Origin of the sequence: Streptomyces sp. 3330 (assembly GCF_031456635.1) — a bacterium.
Lineage (GTDB): Bacteria > Actinomycetota > Actinomycetes > Streptomycetales > Streptomycetaceae > Streptomyces.
On record NZ_JAVDVA010000021.1, the window covers coordinates 122,370 to 140,517 of the forward strand.

Below are 18,148 nucleotides of genomic sequence, written 5' to 3' on the forward strand. Positions count from 1 at the left end.
TCGTATCCTGGGGCGGCATTCAGTCCCCGTACGCGCGCCCGGGCCGCGCGCCGGTGCACGCGTAGTTTCGGAAAGGTCGCACGTGTCGCAGAGCCGCAGTCCGCAGCAGATCCCGGTCGTCGTCCTCGCCGGATTCCTCGGCTCCGGAAAGACGACCCTGCTCAACCATCTCCTGCATCGCAGCGGAGGCAGCCGCATCGGGGCGATCGTGAACGACTTCGGCGCGATCGAGATCGACGCCATGGCCGTGGCCGGCGCGCTCGGCGACTCCACCGTCTCCCTCGGCAACGGCTGTCTGTGCTGCGCCGTCGACGCCGGCGAACTCGACGTGTACCTCGAACGGCTCGCCGGGCCGGCCGCCGGCATCGATGTCATCGTCATCGAGGCCAGCGGTCTCGCCGAGCCCGAGGAACTCGTGCGGATGGTGCTGGCCAGCGAGCATCCCGGCATCGTCTACGGCGGGCTCGTCGAGGTCGTCGACGCCGCCGAGTTCGACGAGACCCGGGCGAAGCACCCCGGGATCGACCGGCACCTCGCCCTCGCCGACCTCGTCGTGGTGAACAAACTCGACCGCGCGCCCGACGCCGACCGCGTCCTCGGGCTCGTCCGCTCCCTCACCGACCGCGCCGCCGTCGTCCCCGCCACCTACGGCCGTGTCGACCCCGAGTTCCTCTTCGACTGCCGACCGGGCGAGGAGCGCGTCGGGCAGCTCTCCTTCGACGACCTGCACGACCACGGGGCGGACGACGGTCACGCCGACCACCTCCACACCTCCTACGACAGCCTCTCCTTCACCTCCGAGGCGCCGCTCGGCCCGCGCCGGCTGATGGAGTTCCTCGACAGCCGGCCCGAGGGGCTGTACCGCATCAAGGGGTACGTCGACTTCGGTCCGCACGACCCGGCCAACCGGTACGCCGTGCACGCCGTCGGTCGCTTTCTCCGCTTCTACCCGGAGCCCTGGCCGGCCACCGACGCCCGCCTGACCCAGCTCGTCCTCATCGGCTCCGGCCTCGACGCCGCCGCCCTCGGCAAGGAACTCGAGGCGTGCAAGGACGACGCCCCACACGCCGACGAGCACGGCATGTGGGGCGTCCTGCGCTACGTGCGGGCCCCCGACGACGAGGCCTTCCAGGAGGCCGAGCTCTAGACCGGCCCCGCCACCACCGAGATCGTCTTCGTCAGCGACACGCCCGAACCGTCGCGGCGCGGGTCCATCTCCGGCAGGTCGGCCGGCAGGCCGTTCTTCTGCGCCGCCTTGGCCGGGAGGGGACCCGCCCAGGCCAGCGACAGGCAGTCCTCGCCCTTCAGGAACCGCTGGCAGCGCACACCGCCCGTGGCCCGCCCCTTGCGCGGGTACTGGTCGAACGGGGTGAGCTTGGCGGTCGTCTGGACGGAGTCGTCCAGGGTTCCGCGCGAGCCCGCGATCGTGAACACCACCGCGTCCGCCGCGGGGTCCACGGCCGTGAACGAGATGACCTTCGCGCCCTCGGTGAGCTTGATGCCCGCCATGCCACCCGCCGCGCGCCCCTGCGGACGCACCTGCGCGGCCTGGTAGCGCAGCAGCTGGGCGTCGTCGGCGATGAAGACGAGATCCTCGTCGCCGGTGCGCAGCTCGACGGCGCCGACGATCCGGTCGCCGTCCCGGAGGGTGATGACCTCCAGCTCGTCCTTGTTCGTCGGGTAGTCGGGCACGACCCGCTTGACGACGCCCTGTTCCGTGCCGAGCGCCAGGCCCGCGGACGACTCGTCGAGGGTGGTCAGACAGACCACCGTCTCGTCGCCCTCCAGGGAGACGAACTCGGCCAGCGGGGCACCGCCCGAGAGGTTCGGTGCCGAGGCCGTGTCCGGGAGCTGCGGCAGGTCGACGACGTTGATCCGCAGCAGACGGCCCGAGGAGGTGACCGCGCCGATCTCCCCGCGCGCGGTGGCCGACACGGCCGAGACGATCACATCGTGCTTGGTGCGCTTGCCGCCCCCGTCCTCCGCGTCCTCGGCGTTCTCCGTGAAGGGCTCGGCGTTCGCCGTGCGGGCCAGCAGCCCCGTGGAGGACAGCAGGACACGGCACGGGTCGTCCGCGACCTGGAGGGGCACGGCCGCGGCCGTGGTGCCCGACGACTCCAGCAGGACCGTACGGCGCTCGGTGCCGAACTTCTTCGCCACCGAGGCCAGTTCGGCCGAGACCAGCTTGCGCAGCTCCGCGTCCGAGTCCAGGATCCGGGTCAGCTCGGCGATCTCCTCGTTGAGCCTCTCCTTCTCCGCGTCCAGCTCGATGCGGTCGTACCTGGTGAGCCGGCGCAGCGGGGTGTCCAGGATGTACTGCGTCTGGATCTCCGACAGCGAGAAGCGCTCCATCAGACGTTCCTTCGCCTGGGCGCTGTTGTCGCTGGAGCGGATCAGGCGGATGACCTCGTCGATGTCGACGAGCGCCGTCAGCAGGCCCTCCACCAGGTGCAGCCGGTCACGGCGCTTGGTACGGCGGAACTCGCTGCGCCGGCGCACCACGGTGAAGCGGTGGTCGAGGTAGACCTCCAGGAGCTCCTTGAGGCCCAGCGTCAGCGGCTGGCCGTCGACCAGCGCCACGTTGTTGATGCCGAAGGACTCCTCCATCGGGGTCAGCTTGTACAGCTGCTCCAGGACGGCCTCCGGCACGAAGCCGTTCTTGATCTCGATGACCAGGCGCAGGCCGTGCGCGCGGTCGGTGAGGTCCTTGACGTCGGCGATGCCCTGGATCTTCTTCGCTCCGACCAGGTCCTTGATCTTCGCGATGACCTTCTCGGGACCGACGGTGAAGGGCAGTTCGGTGATGACCAGGCCCTTGCGGCGGGCCGTGACGGTCTCCACCGACACCGTGGCGCGGATCTTGAACGTGCCGCGGCCGTTCTCGTAGGCGTCCCGGATGCCGGAGAGGCCGACGATCCGGCCGCCGGTGGGCAGGTCGGGGCCCGGGACGTACTTCATCAGGGCGTCCAGGTCCGCGCCCGGGTAGCGGATCAGATGGCGGGCGGCCGCGATGACCTCGCCCAGGTTGTGCGGCGGCATGTTCGTGGCCATGCCGACCGCGATTCCGGACGCGCCGTTGACCAGGAGGTTCGGGAAGGCGGCCGGCAGGGCGACGGGCTCCTGCTCCTGGCCGTCGTAGTTGGGGGCGAAGTCGACCGTGTCCTCGTCGATCGACTCCGTCATCAGACTCGTCGCCGCGGCCTGGCGGCACTCGGTGTACCGCATGGCGGCCGGCGGGTCGTCGTTGCCCAGCGAGCCGAAGTTGCCGTGACCGTCGACCAGCGGCAGCCGCATGGAGAAGGGCTGGGCCATCCGCACCAGCGCGTCGTAGATCGACGCGTCGCCGTGCGGGTGCAGCTTGCCCATGACCTCACCGACGACCCGGGCGCACTTCACATAGCCGCGCTCCGGGCGCAGGCCCATCTCGTTCATCTGGTAGACGATGCGGCGGTGCACCGGCTTGAGGCCGTCACGGGCGTCCGGCAGGGCGCGGGAGTAGATGACCGAGTACGCGTACTCGAGGAAGGAGCCCTGCATCTCGTCGACGACGTCGATGTCGAGGATCCGCTCCTCGTACGAGTCGTCGGGCGGCGGGGTCTTCGTGCTGCGGCGGGCCATCGCTGCCGGCTCCTTGCTGGGGCGTGATACGGGATCTGACGCGGACCATTGTGGACCGTGGCACTGACAGCGCGGGCGAGGACCCGGCGTCGGCCGTCCGGCCCGAACGCAGAGGCATCTCCTCCACGGCTGCCCGCAGGCTACGCGATCTCGCTCTCGGCGTATGTCGCCCGGGAACTTCGCGGACCGTGCGCACGCTTGCATACAGTGGCAGGACCGGCAGGAAATCCGCGGTTTCGACGACCGCGTCCGCGATCGGAAGGGACGTACATGCCCATGGGTCACACGGCCACAGCCCAGGCAGGCTCCGGGGGCCTGACAGCGACCGAGCACCGTCTGGCCAACGGCCTGCGCGTGGTGCTCTCGGAAGACCACCTGACCCCCGTCGCGGCGGTGTGCCTCTGGTACGACGTCGGCTCACGCCACGAAGTCAAGGGGCGTACGGGCCTGGCTCACCTTTTCGAGCACCTGATGTTCCAGGGCTCGGGCCAGGTCAAGGGCAACGGACACTTCGAGCTGGTCCAGGGGGCCGGCGGCTCGCTCAACGGCACGACCAGCTTCGAGCGCACGAACTACTTCGAGACCATGCCCACCCACCAGCTGGAGCTCGCCCTCTGGCTGGAGGCCGACCGCATGGGCTCGCTGCTCACCGCGCTGGACGACGAGTCCATGGAGAACCAGCGCGACGTCGTCAAGAACGAGCGCCGCCAGCGCTACGACAACGTCCCCTACGGCACGGCCTTCGAGAAGCTGACCGCTCTCGCCTACCCGGACGGCCACCCCTACCACCACACGCCGATCGGCTCGATGGCCGACCTGGACGCGGCGACCCTGGAGGACGCGCGCGCGTTCTTCCGCACGTACTACGCGCCCAACAACGCGGTGCTCTCCGTGGTCGGTGACATCGACCCGGAGCAGACCCTCGCCTGGGTCGAGAAGTACTTCGGCTCCATCCCCGGCCACGACGGCAAGCCCGCGCCCCGTGACGGCGCGCTGCCCGACGTCATCGGCGAGCAGCTGCGCGAGATCGTCGAGGAGGAGGTGCCGGCCCGTGCGCTGATGGCCGCCTACCGGCTGCCCGAGGACGGCACGCGCGCGTGCGACGCCGTCGACCTGGCGCTCACCGTCCTCGGCGGCGGCGAGTCCTCGCGCCTGTACAACCGGCTGGTGCGCCGCGACCGTACGGCCGTCGCGGCCGGCTTCGGCCTGCTGCGGCTCGCCGGAGCGCCCTCGCTGGGCTGGCTGGACGTGAAGACGTCCGGCGACGTCGAGGTGCCCGTCATCGAGGCCGCCATCGACGAGGAGCTCGCCCGGTTCGCCGAAGAGGGCCCGACGGCCGAGGAAATGGAGCGGGCCCAGGCGCAGTTGGAACGCGAGTGGCTCGACCGGCTCGGCACGGTCGCCGGACGCGCCGACGAACTGTGCCGCTACGCCGTCCTGTTCGGCGACCCGCAGCTCGCGCTCACCGCCGTCCAGCGCGTGCTGGACGTGACGCCCGAGGAGGTGCAGGAGGTCGCCAAGGCCCGCCTGCGCCCCGACAACCGCGCGGTGCTCGTCTACGAGCCGACCGCCGCCGAAGCCCCCGCCGACCAGGACGAGAACGAGGAGGCGGCCCGGTGACCGAGCTCGCCACGATGGACTTCCACCCCCAGCCCCGGGCGGGCGAGGCCAAGCCGTGGGCGTTCCCGGCGCCCGAGCGCACCGCGCTGGCCAACGGCCTGACCGTGCTGCACTGCCACCGTCCCGGCCAGCAGGTCGTCGCCGTCGAGATCCTCCTCGACGCGCCCCTGGACGCCGAACCGGCCGGCCTCGACGGCGTCGCCACGATCATGGCGCGCGCCTTCTCCGAGGGCACCGACAAGCACTCCGCCGAGGAGTTCGCCGCCGAACTGGAGCGCTGCGGCGCCACCCTGGACGCGCACGCCGATCACCCCGGCGTCCGGCTGAGCCTCGAAGTGCCGGCCTCGCGCCTGCCCAAGGGCCTCGGTCTGCTCGCCGACGCCCTCAGGGCCCCCGCGTTCGCCGACAGCGAGGTCGAGCGCCTCGTCCGCAACCGCCTGGACGAGATCCCGCACGAGCTGGCCAACCCCTCCCGGCGCGCGGCCAAGGAGCTCTCCAAGGAGCTGTTCCCGGCCACCGCGCGGATGTCGCGGCCCCGCCAGGGCACCGCGGAGACGGTCGAGAAGATCGACTCCGCCGCCGTACGCGCCTTCTACGAGAAGCACGTGCGTCCCGCCACGGCCACCGCCGTGGTCGTCGGCGACCTCACGGGTGTCGACCTGGAGGCGCTCCTCGGCGACACCCTGGGCGCCTGGACGGGCTCCTCGGCCCAGCCGCGGCCCGTGCCGCCGGTGACCGCCGACGACGCCGGCCGGGTCGTCATCGTGGACCGCCCCGGCGCCGTCCAGACGCAGCTGCTGATCGGCCGGATCGGCGCCGACCGGCACGACCGTGTGTGGCCCGCGCAGGTGCTCGGCACGTACTGCCTCGGTGGCACCCTCACCTCCCGCCTGGACCGCGTCCTGCGCGAGGAGAAGGGCTACACCTACGGTGTCCGCGCGTTCGGCCAGGTCCTGCGGTCCGCCCCGGACGGCTCGGGCGCCGCGATGCTCGCCATCAGCGGCTCCGTCGACACCCCGAACACCGGACCCGCGCTGGACGACCTCTGGAAGGTGCTGCGCACCCTCGCCGCCGAGGGGCTGACCGACGCGGAGCGCGACGTCGCCGTGCAGAACCTGGTCGGTGTGGCGCCGCTGAAGTTCGAGACCGCCGCGGCCGTCGCCGGCACGCTGGCCGACCAGGTCGAGCAGCACCTGCCCGACGACTTCCAGGCCACGCTGTACCAGCAGCTCGCCGCGACCGGCACGGTGGAGGCCACCGCGGCGGCCGTGAACGCCTTCCCGGTGGACCGCCTGGTGACCGTCCTCGTCGGTGACGCGGCCCGGATCAAGGAGCCGGTCGAGGCCCTCGGCATCGGCGAGGTGAAGGTCGTGTCCGCGGAGTAGGCAGCGGCACGCGCGTGCGGGGCCCTGGTCGACCGAGCGTCACCAGGGCCTCCGTATGTCCGAATTGATGCGGAGGTTGCCCGTCTGCCCTGTGGGATGCGCTACAAAAACCGGGATCCGTTTGAGGATTGAAACCCGCGCCGCTTAGCGTCATCCGGACTGTTCGTCAGGCAGTGCGCCGCAGCCGCGGCACCGGACAGTCATCGCCGAGTCCCCGTACGGCGCGAGCCAGGGGAGCCGGGGACCCACTTGTGAAGTCCCTGGGGTGAATCGGACGCCCGCGCGTGAACGCGAGGGGGTCCGTAGGAGACCTTCCTGCTCCGAACCCGTCAGCTAACCCGGTAGGCGAGAGGGAAGGAAAGGACACACCCGACTTCATGGCGTTCACCTGCGCGCCCGGCAAGCACCGTCGTCCCGGCCGGATGCAGCGGACCACCGCTCGCGCGGCGGGCGTCGCGGCGCTCACCACCACCGGCGTGATGGCCACCGTCGCCGCCTCCCCGGCCCTCGCCGCCGAGCCCAGCCCCGAGCAGACCGGGCTGATCCCCGTCGTCACCGCCTCCGAGGCCGTCGCGGAGCAGGTCGACGACCAGGTCGCCGTGCAGAAGCACGCGGCCTTCGAGGAGGCCGCCCGGCAGGCCGCCGCCAAGAAGGCCGTGGAGGAGCGCGAGGCACGCGTGCGTGCGGCCCGCGAGGCCGAGCGCAAGCGCCTCAACACGTTCGTCTCGCCGATCACCGGCTCCTACGTGTCGACCAGCTACCAGGCCAGCAGCTCCCTGTGGTCCTCCGGCAGCCACACCGGCATCGACTTCCACGCGGCGAGCGGCACCACCGTGCACGCGGTCGGCATGGGCACCGTCGTCGAGGCCGGCTGGGGCGGGGCGTACGGCAACCAGATCGTCATCAAGATGAACGACGGGACGTACACCCAGTACGGTCACCTGTCGTCCATCGAGGTGGCGGTGGGCCAGCAGGTCACCCCGGGCCAGCGGATCGCCCTGTCCGGCGCCACCGGCAACGTCACCGGCGCGCATCTGCACTTCGAGGCCCGCACCACCGCGGAGTACGGCTCGGACATCGACCCGGTCGCCTACCTCCGCAACCACGGCGTGAACGTCTGACGACCCACGGCGACAGATCGTCTTGCCCCGGCCCTCCCGGCCGGGGCTTTCGGCGTTTTCGAGGCCCTGCTGTCCAAAAAATATCCCCGGATTCCGGCCCGCCATCGGAAATTCCCGCTCATTGCAATAGAGTCACGGAACACACGTCAATCGTCGACGTTTCACGGGGATTAAGGCGGAGGTCCGTCATGCGTATTCCGGCGCACTCGGTGTGCACGGCCATTCGGGACGACATCGTCGCGGGTGTCTACGAGCGCGGCAGCCGCCTCACCGAGGAACTCCTCGCCCGCCGCTACGGCGTCTCCCGCGTCCCGGTCCGCGAGGCGCTGCGCACGCTGGAGGCCGAGGGCTTCGTCGTCACGCGGCGGCACGCGGGCGCGTGCGTCGCGGAGCCGACCGAGCAGGAGGCCGCGGACCTGCTGGAGATGCGCATGCTCCTGGAGCCGCTCGGCGCCTCGCGGGCCGCCCAGCGGCGCACCGAGGCCCATCTGAAGGTCCTGCGGGGACTCGTCCGGCTGGGCCAGGAGCGGGCCAGACGCGGCAACAGCGAGGATCTGCGCTCCTTGGGGGGCTGGTTCCACGAGACGCTCGCCCAGTCCTCGGGCAGCCATGCCCTGACGTCGATGCTGACCCAGCTGCGCCACAAGATCGCCTGGATGTACGCGGTGGAGGCCCCGGCCAACCCCGCGGAGTCGTGGGCTGAGCACGGCGCGATCGTGGACGCGGTGGCGCGCGGCGACGGTGAGCGTGCGCGGGCGATCACGGCGCTGCACACCGAGCGCGCGACGGCCGCGCACCGGCTGCGCTTTTCCGGCGGCCCCGAACGCGCCGACCGTGTGAGGACTTCGCAACCTCCCGTAAACATGACGGGTCTGCGGCATTAACAAAAGGGCCGTATACAAAGAGGGGATAATTCTCGGGGATTATTTCTGCTGCCCGTGAACGGGAAATGCGAAGGGCTCGCCCGGTAATTCGGACGAGCCCTTCAGAGTTGTCGGTGCGGCGCCCGAGAGGCGACGGACACCGCGACCGTCAATCCTGCGACCCGTTTAGCGCGCAGCCGGCTCCGCGACGGCGGAGCCGGCTCGGGCGCGCATCGGGCCGTGTGCGCTCAGACGGTCTCGGGGAGCTCCTCGAGACCCTCGGCGACCAGCTTCGCCAGCCGGTCGAGCGCGGCGTCCGCGCCGTCGGCCTCGGAGGCGAGCACGATCTCCTCGCCGCCCTGGGCGCCCAGGCCGAGGACGGCCAGCATGGAGGCCGCGTTGACGGGGTTGCCGTCGGCCTTGGCGATCGTCACCGGGATGCCTGCGGCCGTGGCGGCCCGGACGAAGATGGAAGCGGGGCGGGCGTGAAGGCCCTCGGCCCAGCCGACGTTGACGCGGCGCTCAGCCATGTGATGCTGCCCTTCAGTGTTCAGGTTGTCTAGACCAGTGTTCCACACGTGAAGCGTGTGAGGGAGGGGTCGTGCGACCCCTCCCGACGTGGTCGTCGGATCGCGGCCTCGATCCGACGGGCGTCCTCCACAGACTGCCTCGCGCCGTTGTCGTACGCGAGCCGTACTCTGGGCCCCATGCAGAGCGCGTCGGACCGGCACGAGTACCCCGCCCACTGGGAAGCCGACGTGGTGCTGCGCGACGGCGGCACCGCGCGCATCCGCCCCATCACCGTTGATGACGCCGAGCGCCTGGTCAGCTTCTACGAGCAGGTTTCGGACGAGTCGAAGTACTACCGCTTCTTCGCGCCCTACCCGCGCCTGTCCGACAAGGACGTCCACCGCTTCACGCACCACGACTTCGTGGACCGGGTGGGACTCGCGGCCACGGTCGGCGGCGAGTTCATCGCCACCGTACGCTATGACCGCATTGGTCCCGACGGCATGGCCGCCCCGGCGCCGGCCGACGAGGCCGAGGTCGCGTTCCTCGTCCAGGACGCCCACCAGGGCAGGGGCGTCGCCTCCGCGCTGCTCGAGCACATCGCGGCCGTGGCGCGCGAGCGCGGCATCCGCCGCTTCGCGGCCGAGGTGCTCCCCGCCAACAACAAGATGATCAAGGTGTTCACGGACGCCGGCTACACCCAGAAGCGCAGCTTCGAGGACGGCGTCGTCCGCCTGGAGTTCGGCCTCGAACCCACCGAGCGCTCCGTCGCCGTGCAGCGCGCGCGGGAACAGCGCGCCGAGGCGCACTCCGTGGGGCGGCTGCTGGCCCCCGGCTCCGTCGCCGTCGTCGGCACCGGCCGCAGCCCCGGCGGCGTCGGCCGAAGCGTCCTCGGCAACCTCCGCGACGCGGGCTTCACCGGTCGGCTGTACGCCGTGAACAAGGCCTTCCCCGAGGACCTCGGGGAACTGGACGGCGTGCCCGCCCACCGCTCGGTGCGCGACATCGCCGGGCCCGTCGACCTCGCGGTCGTCGCCGTCCCGGCGGAGCAGGTCCTGGAGGCCGTCACCGAGTGCGGCGAACACGGCGTGCAGGGACTCGTGGTCCTCTCCGCCGGATACGCCGAGAGCGGCCCCGAGGGGCGGGAGCGCCAGCGCGAACTCGTCCGGCACGCACGCGCGTACGGCATGCGGATCATCGGCCCCAACGCCTTCGGCGTCATCAACACCTCCCCGGAGGTGCGGCTGAACGCCTCGCTGGCCCCGGAGATGCCGAGGCCCGGCCGGATCGGCCTGTTCGCCCAGTCCGGCGCCATCGGCATCGCCCTGCTGTCCCGCCTCCACCGGCGCGGCGGAGGCGTCACCGGCGTCACCGGCGTGTCGACCTTCGTCTCCTCCGGCAACCGCGCGGACGTCTCGGGCAACGACGTCCTCCAGTACTGGTACGACGACCCCGACACCGACGTCGCCCTCATGTATCTGGAATCCATCGGCAACCCGCGCAAGTTCACGCGTCTCGCGCGGCGCACGGCGGCCGCCAAGCCCCTGGTCGTCGTCCAGGGCGCCGGCTCCGCCCCGCAGGGACACGCCGTACGGGCGACGCGCCTGCCCCACGCGACGGTGTCGGCGCTGCTCCGGCAGGCCGGCGTGATCCGCGTGGACACCATCACCGAACTGGTCGACGCGGGTCTGCTGCTCGCCCGTCAGCCGCTGCCGACGGGTCCGCGGGTGGCGATTCTCGGCAACTCCGAGTCGCTGGGCCTGCTGACGTACGACGCCTGCCTCTCGGAGGGGCTGCGTCCGCTGTCGCCGCTGGATCTGACGACCGAGGCGTCGGCCCAGGACTTCCACGCGGCGCTGGCCCGCGCGCTGGCCGACGAAACGTGCGACGCGGTGGTCGTGACGGCGATCCCGGCGATCGGGGAGAGGTCGCCCGGGGACGCCGAACTCGCCGAGGCCCTGCGGTCGGCCGCGGCGGCCGCCGCCGCCAAACCGGTGCTCGTCGTGCACGTGGAACTGGGCGGTCTCGCCATGGCGCTGTCCGCCGCGACGAGCACCGCACCGCGCGCGGAGACGGCCCCGCACGCGCCCGCCGGCGTCCCGGAGGGCGCGCGGCCGGCGCCCGCCGCCGTCGAGCCGCCCGAGGGGACGCACCTCATCCCCGCCTACCCCGCCGCGGAACGCGCCGTCCGCGCGCTCGCGGAGGCCGTGAAGTACGCCCAGTGGCGGCGCGAGGCGGCCGATGCCGGCAAGGTGCCGGAGTACGAGGACATCGACGAGAAGGGCGCCGCCGAGCTGATCGGCGGGCTCCTCGCGCGCGGGCAGGGCCTGACCCTCGGCACCGACGCGACGTGCGAGCTGCTCGGCCGCTACGGCATCCGCACCCGCCGGGCCATCCCGGCGCCCACCCCGGACGAGGCCGCGCGGGCCGCCGCAGCCCTCGGCTACCCCGTCGCCCTCAAGGCCACCGCGCCCCACCTGCGGCACCGCGCGGACCTGGGCGGCGTACGCCTCGACGTGGCCGACGAGGAGCAACTGCGCCGGTCTTACACCGAGTTGACCGAGCTCTTCGGGAAGCCGGAGGAGATCCGCCCGGTCGTCCAGGCGATGGCCCCGCGCGGCGTCGACACGGTCGTCCGCGCGGTCATCGACCCGGCGGCGGGAGCCGTCCTGTCCTTCGGGCTGGCCGGCGCCGCCTCGCAGCTGCTCGGAGACATGGCCCACCGGCTGGTCCCGGTCACCGACCGCGAGGCGACCTCGCTGATCCGGTCCATCCGCACCGCCCCGCTCCTCTTCGGCTGGCGCGGCTCGACGCCCGTCGACACCGCCGCCCTGGAGGAGCTGCTGCTGAGGGTGTCCCGGCTGGTCGACGACCACCCCGAGGTCGTCGCGGTCACGCTGGAGCCGGTCGTCGTCGCTCCGCACGGGCTGAGCGTCCTCGGCGCCTCCGTGCGCCTCGCACCTCCGCCGGCACGCGACGACCTAGGCCCGAGGACCCTGCCGACGTACTGAGCGCGCCGATCAGGGAGCACACGGCCCAGGAACCCATCGCCCGCGACGACACCGCCGGGGAGCGCGCCGTCGGCACGCGCGCGAGAACGCGCCGCCCGGACGGGGGCCCGCCCGCGGAGGCGTCCCCGGAGCACGGACGGAGCGCGCCCCGGCCGCCGACGGCGTACCGCAGGGGCCCTGAGCGGTGCCTCGCAGTCAGTGGGTCCCCGTAGGATGGAGGGCATGGCCAAGACCAGTACGACGACCCAGGGGCTGCGCGCGGCGATCGAGCGCAGCGGCTACTACCCGGCCCTCGTGGCCGAGGCGGTGGAGGCCGCTGTGGGCGGCGAGCCGATCCGGTCGTACCTGGTCCACCAGGAGACCACGTTCGACCAGAACGAGGTGCGCCGGCATGTGACCGTGCTGGTCCTCACCGGCAACCGCTTCATCGTCAGCCACACCGACGAGCAGGCCGCCGACACCACCTCCCCGACGCCGTACGCCACGACGTCCACGGAGTCCGTCAAGCTCGGCCGGATCTCGTCCGTCGTGCTCAGCCGGGTGGTCGCCAACCCGGAGTCCTACACGCCGGGCACCCTGCCGCGCGAGGTCGTGCTGACCATCGGCTGGGGCGCCGTCTCCCGTATCGACCTGGAGCCGGCCGCCTGCGGCGACCCCAACTGCGACGCCGACCACGGCTACACCGGCAGCTCGACGGCGGACGACCTGAGCCTGCGCGTGAGCGAGGCAGGCGACGGCCCGGAGACGGTCCGCCAGACGCTCGTCTTCGCGCAGTCGCTCTCCGAGGCGACAGCGGACGTAACCCGCTGATGGCCCAGTCCGCCCCCTGGGACTTCCCCGAACCGCTCGCCGTCGGCTCCGCCCCCGTCCCCGAGTACGGCTCCGGCTCCCTCGCCGACCTGCTGCCCACGCTGGCCGCGGGGATGGGCGTACCCGGAATGACCGCGGCGATCCCGGAACTGACCCCCGCCGACCGCAACTGCGTCTTCCTGATCGACGGCCTCGGCTGGGAGCAGATCAAGGATCACCCCGACGAGGCGCCCTACCTCCACGCGCTGCTCGGCAGTTCGCGCGGCGGCACCGGACGTCCGCTCACCGCCGGCTACCCGGCGACCACCGCGACCTCCCTCGCCTCCGTCGGCACCGGCCTGCCCCCGGGCGCGCACGGCCTGCCCGGCTACACCGTGCGCAACCCGGCGACCGACGCCCTCATGAACCAGCTCCGCTGGCAGCCCTGGACGGACCCCGGCGCCTGGCAGCCGTACCCCACCGTCTTCCAGCTCGCCGACGCGGCGGGGGTGCACGCCGCCCAGGTGTCGTCCCCCACGTTCCAGAACACCCCGCTGACCAAGGTCGCGCTCAGCGGCGGAACGTTTCACGGGCGGCTGACCGGCGAGGAGCGCATGGACCTCGCCGCCGAGCAGCTCGCCGCCGGCGACCGTTCCCTCGTCTACACGTACTACGCGGAACTGGACGGCGCCGGGCACCGCTACGGCGTCGCCTCCGACACCTGGCGCGGCCAGCTCATGTGCGTCGACCGGCTCGTCCAGCGACTCGCCGAGCAGCTCCCGCCGCGCAGCGCGCTCTACGTCACCGCCGACCACGGCATGGTCGACGTCCCCTTCGACGAGGAGCACCGCATCGACTTCGACGCGGACTGGGAGCTGCGCGCCGGGGTCGCCCTGCTGGGCGGCGAGGGCCGCGCCCGGCACGTCTACGCCGTACCGGGCGCCGAGAACGACGTCCTGACCTGCTGGCGCGAGGTGCTCGGCGAACAGTTCTGGATCGCCTCCCGCGACGAGGCGATCGCGGCGGGCTGGTTCGGCCCGCAGGTCGACGAGCGGGTGTACGCCCGCCTCGGCGACGTGGTCGCGGCCGCCCGGGACGACGTCCTGATCATCGCCTCCGAACGGGAACCCAAGGAGTCGGCGATGGTCGGCAACCACGGCTCGATGACCCCTGCCGAGCAGCTGGTCCCGCTGCTCGAAGTACGCTCCTGACGTCCGGAACCATTTCCTCTCCCCCCTTTACCGAAAGGCGCTCGACTCCCCATGCCCGAGCTGGTGTTCTTCTCCGGAACCATGGACTGCGGGAAGTCGACGCTGGCTCTCCAGATAGAGCACAACCGCTCCTCGCGCGGCCTCCAGGGCATGATCTTCACGCGGGACGACCGCGCGGGCGAGGGCAAGCTGTCCTCGCGCCTGGGCCTGGTCACCGACGCGGTCGAGGTCGAGGACGGTCAGGACCTCTACTCCTCCCTCGTCGACCACCTCTCGCAGGGCGGCCGCGCGGACTACGTGATCGCGGACGAGGCGCAGTTCCTGGCCGAGGAACAGATCGACCAGCTCGCGCGCGTGGTCGACGACCTGGACATCGACGTCTACGCCTTCGGGATCACCACCGACTTCCGCTCCAAGCTGTTCCCCGGCTCCCAGCGGCTCGTGGAACTCGCCGACCGCGTCGAGGTCCTCCAGGTCGAGGCCCTGTGCTGGTGCGGCGCCCGCGCCACGCACAACGCCCGCACGGTGGGCGGTGTCATGGTCGTGGAGGGCGCGCAGGTCGTCGTCGGCGACGTCGACCAGGCGGACACCGTCGGCTACGAGGTCCTGTGCAGGCGCCACCACCGCCGCCGGATGACCTCGGCGTCGGCGCGGGCTGCGGCCCTGTCGCCGGACGTGCTGCCGGTGCAGCCGGTCTAGTCGCCACGGCGCCGGGGGACCGTCCCTCAGCGAGGCCCCTGGATCAGGGAGAAAAGGGCCCCCTCGGGGTCGGCCACGCTCGCCACGCGCCCGTGTTCGCTGTCCTGGGCCGGTTCGAGGACCCGCCCGCCGAGATCGACGACGAGGCCGAGCGCCGCGTCCGTGTCGGCCACCTCGAAGTACGTCGTCCAGTGCGGTCCGCGGTCCCGGGGCAGTGCCGCGCCCACCCCGTGGATGCCGGCGACCGGGTGGCCGGCGACCTGCAGGGTCACATGGTCGACGTCGGCGGAGACCACCGTCTCCTCGTAGCCGAAGACCGTCTCGTAGAACTTGCGGACGCTCGCGGCCTCGTAGGTCGTCAGCTCGTTCCAGGCGGGGGTGCCGGGCACGCCGGTGACGGTGGTGCCGACGTGGGCCGCCGCCTGCCAGACGCCGAAGACGGCGCCGGAGGGGTCGGAGCCGATGGCCAGCCGCCCGGCCTCGGACGCGTCCAGCGGGCCGACCCCGATCGTGCCGCCGCACAGCCGTACCGTTTCGGCGGTCGTGTCCACGTCGTCCGAGGCGAAGTAGGGCGTCCAGGCGACCGGGAGGTGGCGGTCCGGGGGCAGTTGGCCGATCCCGGCCACCTCGCGGCCGTCGAGCAGCGCCCGCACGTAGGGGCCCAGCTGATCCGGTCCGGGCCGGAAGTCCCAGCCGAAGAGCGCGCCGTAGAACTCCTGCGTCGCGGTCAACCCGTGCGCCATCAGACTCACCCAGCAGGGTGTACCGGGCGCGTACCGGGCGTGTGCTGCGCCGATCGGGCCGGCCGACCCACCTGCCTCGGTCATCGTCACTCTCTCCTCAGCCCCTTGCGGTGGCCGTGTCGCTTCCGCCCTCGGAGGATGCCTGATAGGGGGTTTCTCAGGGGTTTACGTGTGGTTGTCGACGTATGTCGATCGCCTGTACGGCATGTGCTCGATCCCGCACGCCGCGTGATCGAGCCTGTCCGGCCGAGCAGAGTAGCCGGACATGAGCGACGGGGCCACCCCGTGCGCGAGGATGGTGACCATGAACGCCATCATCACCGCATCGGAACTGGCCGGCGACCTGGCGGGGGAGAACCCGCCCGTCGTCCTCGACGTCCGCTGGCAGCTCAGCGTGGCGAAGGCGGCGGGTGAGCCGCCGTTCGACGGGCGCGCCGCCTACGAGGCCGGGCACGTGCCCGGCGCGGTCTACGTCGACCTGGACCGGGAGCTCGCGGGAGCTCCCGGGGACCGCGGCCGGCATCCGCTGCCCGACCTCGATCTGTTCGGTTCCGCGATGCGCCGGGCGGGTGTCTCGGCGGGCCGGCCCGTGGTCGTGTACGACGGCGGGCAGGGCTGGGCGGCTGCCCGCGCGTGGTGGCTGCTGCGCTGGACGGGTCACCCGGACGTGCGGGTCCTCGACGGCGGGTTGCCGTCGTGGCGGGGAGACCTCTCGGACGAGGTCCCCGCGCGCGTGGAGGGCGACTTCGCGCCGGTGCCGGGCGCCACGGGTCTCCTCGACGCCGACGGGGCCGCCGCTCTCGCCGGCTCCGGCGTGTTGTTCGACGCCCGCGCGGGGGAGCGGTACCGGGGTGAGGTCGAGCCGATCGACCGGGTCGGCGGGCACATTCCGGGGGCCGTCTCCGCGCCCACGAACGACAATGTGGGCCCGGACGGCCGCTTCCTGCCCGCCGAGGACCTGCGGGACCGCTTCAAGGCGCTGGGGGCCTCCGACGGCACCGAGGTCGGCGTGTACTGCGGCTCGGGCGTCTCCGGCGCCCACGAGGTGCTGGCCCTGGCGGTGGCGGGCATTCCGGCGGCCCTGTATGTCGGCTCCTGGTCGGAATGGTCCTCGGACCCGGCCCGGCCCGTCGCCGTGGGCCCCGACCCCCGGTAGTCCCGCCGCGGACACATGAGGGAGGGCCGCACCGAACGGATGCGGCCCTCCCGTACGTACTACTGGTGTGCCCACCGGACTGCGTGAACCGGCCGACGCCTCGGGCGAGTTGCCCGAGCGCCGGTTACTCCTGCTTCTTCCGCCGGGTGCCGAACACGATCTCGTCCCAGCTCGGCACCGCCGCCCGGCGGCCCGGACGGACGCCGTCGGCCTCGGCCTGACGGTCGGTGGCGCCGATGAGACGGTCGCGGTGGCTGCCGACGGAACGCGGCATGAGGACGTCCGCGTAGGCGGATCCGGCGGAGGCGGCGGGCGCCGGGGGCTCCTCGGCGTCGGGCTCCTGCTCGTCGGGCTCCTCCGGAGCGGGCTCCGCCGGGCGCTCCGGGACGACCATGTCGCCGCGGAAGCTCGGCACCGCCTCCAACAGGCTGGTCAGCGAGTCGCGTTCCCGTTCGCCGGTGCTCTCCTCGGCCGGCTCGGACGGCTGGGCCGGCAGGCTGGGCCGGTCGAGCGCGCGGTCCAGCGGACGGTCGCGCGGCAGCCGCGCGATACGCGGGACGAACGGAAAGCTGGGCTCGGGAGCGGCCAGGTCGTCGGACTCGCCGATGAGCGAGCGCGCCTCGTCGTCGACGGCCTGGACGAGCCGCCGCGGCGGGTCGTACGTCCAGCTCGCCGAGTGCGGTTCGCTCGCGACCAGGTAGACCAGCAGGACTTCCCAGGTGCCGTCGTCGCGACGCCACGAGTCCCACTGGACGGTGTCCTTGTCGGCGCCGCGCAGCAACAGCCGTTCCTGGACGGCCTCGCCGAGCTGGGGTCCGGCGTTCTCGCCGGGCCGGCGGACCGGGGTCTTCCGGGCACGCTCGGCCATGAAGGCGCGCTCGGCCAGCACGGGACCCTCGAAACGGCGTACCCGGTCGACGGGGATGCCGGCCATCTGGGCGACTTCTTCAGCGGTGGCACCGGCACGTATACGCGCCTGGATGTCACGGGGGCGGAGATGGCTCTCCACCTCGATCTCGATCTGGCCGAGGCGGGGACGGTCGCCGCGGACGGCGGCGCGCAGACGCTCATCGATCGGAAGCGTGTACTCCGTGCTGTCCGCAGCCTTCAGCACCAGCCGTGTGCCGTCATTCGAGACGGCCACGACACGCAGTTCGGGCATGGGGACCTCCCGGGTGGTGCCTGCCGACGTCACGTGCGTCGCTGCTTCCGCTAGTCGAGTGTGGCCTGCCCGGGTGCAGCCTGCCACAACCTTGCCGAGTTGCCCGGCGTGTCGGGCACAGGCCCTGCGCCGCCGTTATGGCACGGTTACCTGTCCGCCACGCTAAGTGACCAACCCCGTCACCCTGTGCAACTAGTCCCCCTCAAGCGGTCCAGCGAGGCCCCGGACATCCTGGAGGGAGACCGGGCCCAGGGCTCGCA

14 protein-coding genes and 1 riboswitch are annotated in these 18,148 nt (G+C 72.3%); of the genes, 10 read left to right on the plus strand and 4 right to left on the minus strand.

What is annotated here, in order from left to right; all coding sequences use genetic code 11:
• The first annotated feature begins 82 nt into the window (after nt 1–82).
• Nucleotides 83–1,147, plus strand: coding sequence for a GTP-binding protein (locus tag J2X68_RS29965; RefSeq protein ID WP_310435727.1), 1,065 nt, complete (start codon nt 83–85; stop codon nt 1,145–1,147).
• Here J2X68_RS29965 and J2X68_RS29970 read toward each other — a convergent pair.
• Entirely contained in the window at nt 1,144–3,618 is a 2,475-nt protein-coding gene (locus J2X68_RS29970) for a DNA topoisomerase IV subunit A (RefSeq protein WP_310435728.1), read from the minus strand. The two genes, J2X68_RS29965 and J2X68_RS29970, sit on opposite strands and share 4 nt — an antisense overlap.
• Before the next feature lie 270 nt (nt 3,619–3,888).
• Between J2X68_RS29970 and J2X68_RS29975 the strand changes: the two genes are divergently transcribed.
• The 4 genes from J2X68_RS29975 (at nt 3,889) to J2X68_RS29990 (ending at nt 8,628) form a co-directional block, all read left to right on the plus strand.
• Nucleotides 3,889–5,238, plus strand: coding sequence for a pitrilysin family protein (locus J2X68_RS29975; protein ID WP_310435729.1), 1,350 nt, complete (start codon nt 3,889–3,891; stop codon nt 5,236–5,238).
• A complete protein-coding gene (locus J2X68_RS29980; RefSeq protein ID WP_310435730.1) occupies nt 5,235–6,623 on the plus strand; it encodes a pitrilysin family protein in 1,389 nt (462 codons plus the stop codon). Before J2X68_RS29975 ends, J2X68_RS29980 begins: the two co-directional genes overlap by 4 nt.
• 194 nt (nt 6,624–6,817) lie before the next feature.
• Nucleotides 6,818–6,986, plus strand: a riboswitch (cyclic di-AMP (ydaO/yuaA leader).
• A gap of 14 nt (nt 6,987–7,000) precedes the next feature.
• Nucleotides 7,001–7,744: a M23 family metallopeptidase gene (locus J2X68_RS29985; RefSeq protein WP_310435731.1), complete on the plus strand. Its 744-nt coding sequence runs from the start codon at nt 7,001–7,003 to the stop codon at nt 7,742–7,744.
• Between the two features lie 188 nt (nt 7,745–7,932).
• Nucleotides 7,933–8,628, plus strand: coding sequence for a GntR family transcriptional regulator (locus J2X68_RS29990; protein ID WP_171399953.1), 696 nt, complete (start codon nt 7,933–7,935; stop codon nt 8,626–8,628).
• 227 nt (nt 8,629–8,855) lie between these two features.
• Here the strand turns inward: J2X68_RS29990 and J2X68_RS29995 are convergent, their stop codons facing one another.
• The gene (locus J2X68_RS29995) at nt 8,856–9,137 is read right to left on the minus strand and encodes an HPr family phosphocarrier protein (protein WP_020125117.1); all 282 of its coding nucleotides are present in this window, start codon (nt 9,135–9,137) and stop codon (nt 8,856–8,858) included.
• A gap of 177 nt (nt 9,138–9,314) precedes the next feature.
• On the opposite strand from J2X68_RS29995, the gene J2X68_RS30000 reads away from it, so the two are divergent.
• The 4 genes from J2X68_RS30000 to J2X68_RS30015 all read left to right on the plus strand — a co-directional run bounded on the left by J2X68_RS30000 (nt 9,315) and on the right by J2X68_RS30015 (nt 14,827).
• The gene (locus J2X68_RS30000) at nt 9,315–12,128 is read left to right on the plus strand and encodes a GNAT family N-acetyltransferase (RefSeq protein ID WP_310435732.1); all 2,814 of its coding nucleotides are present in this window, start codon (nt 9,315–9,317) and stop codon (nt 12,126–12,128) included.
• A 213-nt stretch (nt 12,129–12,341) separates the two neighbouring features.
• Complete coding sequence (locus J2X68_RS30005; RefSeq protein WP_310435757.1) at nt 12,342–12,938, plus strand: DUF5998 family protein; 597 nt, start codon at nt 12,342–12,344, stop codon at nt 12,936–12,938.
• Nucleotides 12,938–14,128, plus strand: a complete 1,191-nt coding sequence (locus tag J2X68_RS30010; protein WP_310435733.1) for an alkaline phosphatase family protein — start codon at nt 12,938–12,940, stop codon at nt 14,126–14,128. Before J2X68_RS30005 ends, J2X68_RS30010 begins: the two co-directional genes overlap by 1 nt.
• Before the next feature lie 51 nt (nt 14,129–14,179).
• Nucleotides 14,180–14,827: a thymidine kinase gene (locus tag J2X68_RS30015; RefSeq protein WP_310435734.1), complete on the plus strand. Its 648-nt coding sequence runs from the start codon at nt 14,180–14,182 to the stop codon at nt 14,825–14,827.
• 26 nt (nt 14,828–14,853) lie between these two features.
• On the opposite strand, the gene J2X68_RS30020 is transcribed toward J2X68_RS30015, so the two are convergent.
• Nucleotides 14,854–15,654: a VOC family protein gene (locus J2X68_RS30020; protein WP_310435735.1), complete on the minus strand. Its 801-nt coding sequence runs from the start codon at nt 15,652–15,654 to the stop codon at nt 14,854–14,856.
• 220 nt (nt 15,655–15,874) lie between these two features.
• On the opposite strand from J2X68_RS30020, the gene J2X68_RS30025 reads away from it, so the two are divergent.
• The gene (locus J2X68_RS30025; protein ID WP_310435736.1) at nt 15,875–16,726 is read left to right on the plus strand and encodes a sulfurtransferase; all 852 of its coding nucleotides are present in this window, start codon (nt 15,875–15,877) and stop codon (nt 16,724–16,726) included.
• Between the two features lie 124 nt (nt 16,727–16,850).
• On the opposite strand, the gene sepH is transcribed toward J2X68_RS30025, so the two are convergent.
• Complete coding sequence (sepH, locus tag J2X68_RS30030; RefSeq protein WP_310435737.1) at nt 16,851–17,888, minus strand: septation protein SepH; 1,038 nt, start codon at nt 17,886–17,888, stop codon at nt 16,851–16,853.
• Nucleotides 17,889–18,148: the final 260 nt, after the last annotated feature.

Bases quoted from the DNA above. Each gene is read 5' to 3' on its own strand.
- J2X68_RS29970 (WP_310435728.1), bottom strand. From the start codon at position 3,618: ATGGCCCGCCGCAGCACGAAGACCCCGCCGCCCGACGACTCGTACGAG.
- J2X68_RS29975 (WP_310435729.1), top strand. From the start codon at position 3,889: ATGCCCATGGGTCACACGGCCACAGCCCAGGCAGGCTCCGGGGGCCTG.
- J2X68_RS29985 (WP_310435731.1), top strand. From the start codon at position 7,001: ATGGCGTTCACCTGCGCGCCCGGCAAGCACCGTCGTCCCGGCCGGATG.
- J2X68_RS29990 (WP_171399953.1), top strand. From the start codon at position 7,933: ATGCGTATTCCGGCGCACTCGGTGTGCACGGCCATTCGGGACGACATC.
- J2X68_RS29995 (WP_020125117.1), bottom strand. From the start codon at position 9,137: ATGGCTGAGCGCCGCGTCAACGTCGGCTGGGCCGAGGGCCTTCACGCC.
- J2X68_RS30000 (WP_310435732.1), top strand. From the start codon at position 9,315: ATGCAGAGCGCGTCGGACCGGCACGAGTACCCCGCCCACTGGGAAGCC.
- J2X68_RS30005 (WP_310435757.1), top strand. From the start codon at position 12,342: ATGGAGGGCATGGCCAAGACCAGTACGACGACCCAGGGGCTGCGCGCG.
- J2X68_RS30010 (WP_310435733.1), top strand. From the start codon at position 12,938: ATGGCCCAGTCCGCCCCCTGGGACTTCCCCGAACCGCTCGCCGTCGGC.
- J2X68_RS30015 (WP_310435734.1), top strand. From the start codon at position 14,180: ATGCCCGAGCTGGTGTTCTTCTCCGGAACCATGGACTGCGGGAAGTCG.
- J2X68_RS30020 (WP_310435735.1), bottom strand. From the start codon at position 15,654: ATGACCGAGGCAGGTGGGTCGGCCGGCCCGATCGGCGCAGCACACGCC.
- J2X68_RS30025 (WP_310435736.1), top strand. From the start codon at position 15,875: ATGAACGCCATCATCACCGCATCGGAACTGGCCGGCGACCTGGCGGGG.
- sepH (WP_310435737.1), bottom strand. From the start codon at position 17,888: ATGCCCGAACTGCGTGTCGTGGCCGTCTCGAATGACGGCACACGGCTG.